Source organism: Streptomyces sp. NPDC019224 (genome assembly GCF_040632605.1).
Lineage (GTDB): Bacteria > Actinomycetota > Actinomycetes > Streptomycetales > Streptomycetaceae > Streptomyces.
In genome coordinates, this window is the sequence record NZ_JBEYCF010000025.1 from 96,310 (window position 1) to 104,274 (window position 7,965).

The 7,965-nt window shown below is 69.1% G+C and carries 9 protein-coding genes and 1 CRISPR repeat array (1 of these 10 only partly in view); of the genes, 8 read left to right on the forward strand and 1 reads right to left on the reverse strand.

Going from position 1 to position 7,965, the window contains the following annotated elements; all coding sequences use genetic code 11:
• Nucleotides 1-1,250: a CRISPR direct-repeat array (repeat unit 29 nt; unit sequence GACCTCCCCGCCGACGCGGGGGTGTTCCG); it begins 181 nt to the left of the window's first position.
• Between the two features lie 82 nt (nucleotides 1,251-1,332).
• Nucleotides 1,333-2,364: an NAD-dependent epimerase/dehydratase family protein gene (locus ABZ564_RS18225; protein ID WP_360856965.1), complete on the forward strand. Its 1,032-nt coding sequence runs from the start codon at nucleotides 1,333-1,335 to the stop codon at nucleotides 2,362-2,364.
• A 3-nt stretch (nucleotides 2,365-2,367) separates the two neighbouring features.
• Here the strand turns inward: ABZ564_RS18225 and ABZ564_RS18230 are convergent, their stop codons facing one another.
• Entirely contained in the window at nucleotides 2,368-3,750 is a 1,383-nt protein-coding gene (locus ABZ564_RS18230; RefSeq protein WP_360856968.1) for a hypothetical protein, read from the reverse strand.
• A gap of 277 nt (nucleotides 3,751-4,027) precedes the next feature.
• On the opposite strand from ABZ564_RS18230, the gene ABZ564_RS18235 reads away from it, so the two are divergent.
• The 7 genes from ABZ564_RS18235 to fxlA all read left to right on the forward strand — a co-directional run bounded on the left by ABZ564_RS18235 (nucleotide 4,028) and on the right by fxlA (nucleotide 7,926).
• Nucleotides 4,028-4,450 (forward strand): ATP-binding protein, encoded by a 423-nt coding sequence (locus ABZ564_RS18235; protein ID WP_360856971.1) that lies wholly within the window; start codon nucleotides 4,028-4,030, stop codon nucleotides 4,448-4,450.
• 116 nt (nucleotides 4,451-4,566) lie between these two features.
• Nucleotides 4,567-4,869 carry a DUF6415 family natural product biosynthesis protein gene (locus ABZ564_RS18240; RefSeq protein WP_360856974.1) on the forward strand — a complete coding sequence of 101 codons (303 nt, stop codon included), beginning with the start codon at nucleotides 4,567-4,569 and terminating at the stop codon, nucleotides 4,867-4,869.
• On the forward strand, nucleotides 4,866-5,414 hold the full coding sequence (locus ABZ564_RS18245) for a DUF6302 family protein (RefSeq protein ID WP_360856976.1): 549 nt from the start codon (nucleotides 4,866-4,868) through the stop codon (nucleotides 5,412-5,414). Before ABZ564_RS18240 ends, ABZ564_RS18245 begins: the two co-directional genes overlap by 4 nt.
• The gene (locus tag ABZ564_RS18250) at nucleotides 5,380-5,580 is read left to right on the forward strand and encodes a DUF5999 family protein (protein ID WP_360856979.1); all 201 of its coding nucleotides are present in this window, start codon (nucleotides 5,380-5,382) and stop codon (nucleotides 5,578-5,580) included. The genes ABZ564_RS18245 and ABZ564_RS18250 overlap by 35 nt, the downstream gene beginning before the upstream one ends.
• The gene (locus ABZ564_RS18255; protein ID WP_360856982.1) at nucleotides 5,577-6,239 is read left to right on the forward strand and encodes a hypothetical protein; all 663 of its coding nucleotides are present in this window, start codon (nucleotides 5,577-5,579) and stop codon (nucleotides 6,237-6,239) included. The genes ABZ564_RS18250 and ABZ564_RS18255 overlap by 4 nt, the downstream gene beginning before the upstream one ends.
• Nucleotides 6,240-6,437: 198 nt before the next feature.
• Nucleotides 6,438-7,676, forward strand: a complete 1,239-nt coding sequence (fxlM, locus tag ABZ564_RS18260; RefSeq protein WP_360856984.1) for a methyltransferase, FxLD system — start codon at nucleotides 6,438-6,440, stop codon at nucleotides 7,674-7,676.
• Between the two features lie 52 nt (nucleotides 7,677-7,728).
• Nucleotides 7,729-7,926, forward strand: coding sequence for an FxLD family lanthipeptide (gene fxlA / locus ABZ564_RS18265; RefSeq protein WP_360856986.1), 198 nt, complete (start codon nucleotides 7,729-7,731; stop codon nucleotides 7,924-7,926).
• Nucleotides 7,927-7,965: the final 39 nt, after the last annotated feature.

The window sequence follows — 7,965 nt, forward strand, 5'->3', positions numbered from 1 at the left end:
CAGACCTCCCCGCCGACGCGGGGGTGTTCCGGTCAGCGCCCGGTTCCTGCGGCAGGAGTTCTTGACCTCCCCGCCGACGCGGGGGTGTTCCGAACAGCTACGACATTACGAACGCGCCGAGTGAGACCTCCCCGCCGACGCGGGGGTGTTCCGTGCCGGCGCTTTCGTCATCCGCAGGACCAGGAGACCTCCCCGCCGACGCGGGGGTGTTCCGGCCACCGTGAGCGAGGCCAACGCCAAGATGGCGACCTCCCCGCCGACGCGGGGGTGTTCCGTCCGGAGGGACCATGGAGTGCGATTGCCTACGGACCTCCCCGCCGACGCGGGGGTGTTCCGGGTTCCGCCTGCGTTGGGGCATGGCGGCGCCAGACCTCCCCGCCGACGCGGGGGTGTTCCGGGCTCGATGGCGCCGAGCGCCGACGTGCGCCGGACCTCCCCGCCGACGCGGGGGTGTTCCGACCACCACGCCCGCCGGAACGTGGCGTGTCCCGACCTCCCCGCCGACGCGGGGGTGTTCCGCCGACCATCTGACGCCGGCCCGCCCTGTCGCCGACCTCCCCGCCGACGCGGGGGTGTTCCGGAACCTGATGAACGAGAACAATCCTGCCAGCAGACCTCCCCGCCGACGCGGGGGTGTTCCGCGCGCGGCCGGCAACTTCCACGGGTGGCCGCTGACCTCCCCGCCGACGCGGGGGTGTTCCGCATGGCGGGTTCTCGTTCAGCGACGACCCGCGGACCTCCCCGCCGACGCGGGGGTGTTCCGCCGGCCAGGCGGATGCACATCCTGGCGGACGAGACCTCCCCGCCGACGCGGGGGTGTTCCGCCGCCTGGCTGCGCGCGCAGATGACGGCCGCCGACCTCCCCGCCGACGCGGGGGTGTTCCGACCGCGCGCGCAAGCTCCATGCGCTGCGGAAGGTCCTCCCCGCCGACGCGGGGGTGTTCCGGCCCGCGACCTCGTCCGCGGGGCGAAGGCCGGGTCCTCCCCGCCGACGCGGGGGTGTTCCGGGGGCGCACGGATGAGCCACCCCGCGCGCCGGGTCCTCCCCGCCGACGCGGGGGTGTTCCGTGGGACGCGCGGCAGCGGTTCGTACCCGCTCCCTCCTCCCCGCCGACGCGGGGGTGTTCCGAACCAGATCATTCTCGCGGTCGGCCGGAAGGGGTCCTCCCCGCCGACGCGGGGTGTTCCGACGTCTCCCAGACCACGGCCGTGGTGGCCTCTGTTCTCACTGCCGACGCAGAGGTGGACCATGGGTGCCGCCCTCAGTCTTCTTGCAGACAGTGACTGAGAAGTATTGGCTTGTGGCCCCTGCCGTCGGGCAGGATCGCGGCCATGAAGATTCTCGTGCTTGGCGGAAGTTGGTTTCTAGGTAGCGCAGTTGCACGTGCCGCGTTGGACCGCGGGTGGGAGGTGACGGTGTTCAACCGTGGCCGCTCCGGTGCTGCGCCGGAAGGATCCCGGACGGTCCGTGGTGACCGTACCCTCGCCGCCGATCTGGAGCGGCTTGCCGGGGAGGGGCCGTGGGACGCCGTGGTGGACACATCGGCCTCGGAGATGGCGCCGCGAGATGTGCTTGCCGGTGCTCGCCTCCTGGAACCGGTCGCTGGCCGGTACGTCTATATCTCGACCGTCAACGCCTACCGGGGGTGGCCGGACGAGCCACTGACGGAGGACTCCGTAGTTCTGGACGGGCCGCCCGACGCCGACGTCGACTACGGTCGGCTCCCCGAGGGTTGGGACGGGCCGGACTGGTACTACGGAAGGCAGAAGGCAGGGGCCGAACGGGCAGTCACCGCGACGTTCGGTGAGGAGCGAGCGGTTATCCTGCGGCCAGGCGTCATCCTCGGCCCCGGCGAGTACGTCGGCCGGCTTCCTTGGTGGCTGAACCGAGCAGCCCGGGGCGGCCGGATGCTTGCACCGGGCGCCCCGGACAAGCCCATCCAGCCGATCGACGTCCGCGATGTGGCCGCGTTCGCACTCGATCAGGGCGGGGCCGATCGGGGCGGCGCGTACAACTGCGTCGCACCGATCGGCCGGGAGACGATGAGCGATCTGCTCACAGCCTGCGTGCTAGTCACAGGCGGCGATGCGCAACTGGTCTGGACGCCGGACAAGCTGCTCCTGGACCACGACGTGAAGCAGTGGACGGAGCTGCCGCTGTGGCGCACTCACGCGGGTGTCTGGAACATCGACTCGACGCGGGCGCAGGCAGCGGGACTGGTGTGCCGCCCACTCCTGGAGACGGTGACGGACACCTGGGCGTGGCTCAGCGACGGCGGGACGCCGGTGGAGCACCCGCGCTGGGCCGAGCACGGGATCACGCCGGAAAGGGAGGAAATGATCCTGGCGGCGCTGGGTCGGTAGGGGTCAGGCTTCGATCGCCAGCGGGCTCTGGGCACCGAGCCTCCGCGCCGGCGAGAGGGCGTTGAAGTCCTCGATCTGCTCGGCGAGGGAGAGGGCCGCCGGCGAGGCCCTGAACTGGGGACGCGTCAACTCGATCCGCACGGCGACCAGTCGCTCCATCATGCCCGAGCCACGCCAGCCCGGCGGCACCTCGAAGACCGGTGTCAGGGCGGCCTGGGCGCCCTCCACCTCATCGCGCATCAGGCGTGCGCGAGCCAGGTCGATGGACGCCGGCCCCGAAACCGCGATGGGCACCTCGGCCTCCGGCTGACTGCTGAGCAGGGCAAGGGCAGCGGAAGCGAATTCCTCCGCACCTGTGGAGTCCCGCAGGAGCAAGCAGGTGGTGGCGTTGCTCATGGCCGTGCGGGCAGCGTCGAACCCGAACTCTCCGCCGATGTCGTCGTGCAGCTCGTCGCGTCGCTCACCCGTCTGCTCCAGAGCGGACCGGATCGCTCGCTGCGCCTGGTCGTCGGCGCGTAGGTGCCCGTGTGCGCGAGCCTCGATGGCGTAGAGGCGCCGACGAGCGGTGTCCCCCAGTCCGCCGAACTGCTGGCCGGTCTTGGTCAGCCGGACGGACTCGCTGGGCCGGCCGTCCCAGAACGCCATGAAGGCCAGCATCCCGTAGGCGTAAGCCTGCACCGGGCCGTTGTCGATCGTTTTGCCGTACTGGGCAGCAGAACGCGCGAAGGACACTGCAGGTGTCAGCGCTCCGAGGTCGAAGGAAACGGCTGCGAGCAGTGCGCTGGCCTGCGCAGCGGCGTAGTAGAGGCGGGTGTGCTGCTTGGGGGACCGGGTGCGCTCGAGGTTCATCTGCACCTGCTGCAGCAAGCTGTTCGCTTCTTGGAAGACTGCGACCGGTGCTGTGCGGCCGTACTTGCGGCTGAGTGTCATCAGGTCGTCGTGGAGCTGGTCGAGGGTCAGCTCATCCAGGCACAGCGCGGCGGCTTCCCCGGAGTGAGACGCGGCGTCCCGAGCGATCATCAGCAGTTCACTTTCGTTGAGCACTACGGAGGAGGGAGCCCAGTCGCAACGCTCACCCTGGGGCGCAGGCATTTCGGCAGCCGAGCGCAGCAGGTTCGCGACGGGGCGCTGGAACATCCGCTCCAGAACACGGGCGGTGGGGGCGTGGGGCGCGGTTCTCACGCCTCCGACAACCAGTAGACGTTCGTAGTGGCGAGCACCCGGGGGAGGGGCCACTTCGTAGCCCTCATCCCGTAACTGCTGTGCGACGCGGGTGTACTCCTCGCTGAACGCCCGGTGGGCGCGGATGCCCTTGTCGGTCGTCAGCCGAAACAGAACCGTGCGCCGGCCCTCGTCCATGTCTCCTCCGGAAGTGGTTCCCTCCATGGGATACCTCCTCGGTGCCCTGTTGGAACCATTCGCCACCAGAAGGCGGCAAGAAGTCATAGCGGCGTCATCGTGTCACTCGAAAGGGCAGCCAGAAGTCATAACCGCGACATAGCCACAACCTGCCTCCTCGCACCACGCTGAGTGCTCGATCCGCAACGAGGAGGAGTCAATGGGTACGGCTACAGCACCGAGCACGACCCTTACGGCCACGCACGGACTACCCGACCGCGCAGGTATCCAGCTCGGCTCCGGGGGCCGGCCTCGGGCGGGGGGAGTGCTGCAGACCTCCTTCGAGATCGATCAGCGCCCACAGGGCGAGGGGATCTCCATGCGGGACGCGCTTCGGGTTGGCGCGACACGGCGGATCGCCGGCGCCTTCCTTTCGCTTCACCAGTTGTCCAACATGGCTTTCCCCGTGGCGCTCATCCTTTCCGAGCTGGTGACCAATGCAATTCAGCACAGCAGCGGCACGGAAGTCACCGTCACGATGCAGTGCACGCGCGATCTGCTGTACGCCGGAGTGACGAGCAACGTGCCAGGCAACCTCACGCTCCGGGAGGCCGGTGACGACGCCGAAAGCGGCCGGGGGCTGCTGCTGATGGCGGCCACGGTCAGCGGACTGGACGGAACATGGGGCGTCAGCGACGACCAACGAACTGTCTGGTGCCTTTTGCCGGCAGAGGGTGGCGTGCAGTGAGTAGCGCAGTTGCCCCCTTGCGGCCGGCTGAGCGGTGGGCACCGCCTCTGGACGCAGACGGCCTGCGGAAAGTCCTGGAGAGGATAAGAGCCTGGAGCCCGCTTGACGTTGAGGGTGTGTTCGACGATCTGAATGCGGCGATTGGCGATCAGCCGCCGCCCGTTGCCACCACCACGGAACTGGTCACACGACTTCGTGGGTACTTGAAACACCTCAGCGATATCGCTGTCGCCGATGTGGGATGCTCTCCCACTGCTGAGATGGGCCTGCTCGTTGAACGTGGTCGACCTCTGCGGGAGGAGCCCCTGCCGCCCGACCGGCAGCGAGCGGTCGGACTTGCCCGTCGCCTGGCCTTCCTCACCGAAGATCTGGTCGGAGCATTGATCGAGGCTCGTTACCTCAAGGGGCCGGACGAATGATGCACCGCGTCGACTATCCGTCGGTCATCGTCTCGACAGTTGCGAGCCCCCGTGACGCCTACGACTTCGACTACTACGCCCAGCGATTAACCGAGCCTCTGATGGTGGAGAGAGGCGGCGCGGTACGCACCTTGCACACATCGTTCCTCGCCTATCCGGTCGGGAACGTGAGCCATGGCGAGTACTTCCCGGTCTCGTGCCGCTGTCTCGCCGCCAAGGTCCGAGTTCTTCTCGCGGAGCAGCCCGGCTTTTCTCAGCCGTGGCTGTGGTGGTCGCCCTACCCGGACGGCTGTCCCATTGCCGAGTGGGGAGAGAGACCACCGAACCTCCGGGGGGTTTACGACAGGACCGCCCTGGGGTGCTTCTACGGCTACAGCGAAGCAGCCATAGCCGCCTCTCCCGGGGCGGCACCGAAGGACTCCCTCTCCGGCCGCGCCCGAACCGTGTTCCCCCCACGGCACCGTAGCTGGCCGAAGAGGGCCCGACTCCTCACTCGAGAGGACGAGCACCATGTGTGTGCACAACCCGCCGTGCCCCACGGCTGAGGCTCCTGACAGGGAGGCCGCGCGGCTCCTCGCGCACCGGCCCGAGCAGGGATGGAGCCTGCTGTGCAACGGAGTGCTTCTCTTCGAGGACACTGGGGAGCTCTTACCCGACGGCCGGATCGTCGCGCCGCACCGGTCCGTCGAAACGGTGGGGGTTGCCGCATGAAGCGGACGAGCGCAACGCCCCGCCTCGTCCCGTACATCACCCAGCGAGAAGGTGAGTACGGCGGGCTGGAGTCGGAACTCACGCTGAGCATGAACGCCTTCGGCGCCGTGCGTCTCGCCTACCGCGAGGAGACCGCTGCGGACCGTGGACCGCGCGGTGAACTGTGGGCGCGATGCTCACAGTCGCTGAACGCTGCCGGAAAGCCGACGGGCCTACCGCAGTGGCGCTTGGTCAATTCCAGCCGGCAGCGGGAGGCGATGGAGCAGCTTCGGTGCCAGGTCGGCTTCTGCCCGGCCGAGACCGATCAGGGGTACATCTTCCTCTCCGGGCGAGCGGAAGGCGCGTCCCACCTCGCTTCCCAGCCGGTGAGGACGGCACAACCGCCGGTATGCCTGCAGCACCTGAGGTCAGCCGTAGAGCTGTGCCCGCACCTGCGGAAGGGGCACGTCGCCTTCCGCGCAAGGGGGACATCGCCCTGGGGCGTCATCGGCACTCGGTACCGCCTCACGGCCACCGGCCTGGCGCCGCTTCCCGTCGACGACGACGCGCCCGTGGCGTACGGGCACCCCCAGTTGGGTTGGTTCCTGGCGAGCCAACTCGTACGCGAATTGCGCGATTACGAGGCCGTCAACCTGGACGATCTTGTGCCCGCCGCCTAGACAGCCGCCCGGCTCTCCTGAGTGGTACAGCCAGGATCGCCGGGCGGCTCAGCACCGGTGTCGAACCTTCGCGCGCTGTTCAGCACGACATCGCTGGCCGGGCGGTTCGACGAGAACGGAGAGCGTTCGCCGATAGCCTCCCGGGCCACCGGCGCGGTGCCGGCCTACCCCCCGAACACGAACGATCAAAGGAAGTCGATGACGAACACGACTGTCGAGCCCGACGAGGCGACCCGCCTGCGGAACAAGGTGGTGGACGAACTGTGCGCGGACGGCAACATCTCCTCCCCGGAGGTCGAAGCTGTGATGCGCAAGGTGCCCCGGCACGCTTTCACCCCCGCCGACACGCCGCTGGACAAGGCGTACGACACGTACGCCGCCGTGATCACCAGGACGGACGAGCACGGTGTGCAGCTCAGCTCCGTCTCCGCGCCGCAGATCCAGGCCATGATGCTGGAGCAGGCCCGGGTGGAGTCCGGGATGCGGGTCCTGGAGATCGGCTCGGGCGGGCTGAACGCGGCCTACCTCGCCGAGCTCGTCGGCGAGGGCGGTGAAGTCGTCACCGTCGATATCGACCCCGTTGTGACCGGTCGTGCGCGTCGGCTCCTTGACGAGCACGGCTACGGACGGGTGCACGTCGTCACCGCGGACGCCGCCGAGCCCGTCCCGGGCCTCGGCGAGCTCGACGTCGTGATGGTGACCGCCGGGGCCTGGGACGTCTCCCCGGCCTGGACTGCCCAGCTCAAGGAGGGCGGTCGGCTCGTCGTCCCGCTGCGGATGCGCGGCCTGATCCGGTCGGTCTCCTTCATTCAGGTCAAGGGCGAGCACGGTCCCTACCTGGAGAGCGAGTCGGCGAGGATCTGCGGCTTCGTCCCGATGCAGGGGGCCACCGCCCACCGGGAGGAACTCCTTCTTGTCAACGGCACTCCGGAGATCGGGCTCAAGTTCGATGACGGTCTGCCGGCCGACCCGCACCGGCTCGACAACGCCGTCATGTTCCCACGCCACGAACTGTGGACCGGGGTCACCGTCCGCATCCAGGAACTCATCGACACCCTCCAGATGGCGATGGCGATCAGCCTGCCGGGCTTCTGCACGATGGCTGTCGACGAGAAGTCGGACACGGGCCTGGTCGACCCCGTGAACAAGCGGTTCGCCCTCGCGGCCGTCGAGGACGACACCTTCGCCTACCTCGTCACCCGCCGCACCGAGGACAACAAGCACCTGGAGTACGGGGTGCACGCCCTCGGCCCGCACGCGGAGCGGTTCGCCGACAAGGTCGCCGGCGTGCTCCGCGACTGGGAGGCCCACCGGCGCGGCGGCCCCGGCCCGGTCATCCGGGTCTATCCGGCCGGCACCCCCGATGACCAGATCCCGGCCGACCGGGTCATCGACAAGGTGCACAGCCGGGTTTCGCTCTCCTGGCCCTCGGCGTAACCCCGGGAGCCAGGTAATCCCGCACCACCCCAACAAGAGGAAAGGGAACATCATGACGAGCGCCACTCTCGCCCCGCTCCCGGTCACGCCGTCGGCGGACCTGGACGACGACTTCGCGCCCCTGGACGTGAAGGTCATCATCGCCGAGCACTCGTACGGCCACCTCATGTGTCAGACGGGCGACGGCTGCGGCACCACCTGCGCGACCGGTGCCTCCGCCTGCGGCTCCTTCACCGAGGACCCGGCCTGACCAGGCCCGCCCCGCACCCGTGGGCCGGGCGAAGCGCTT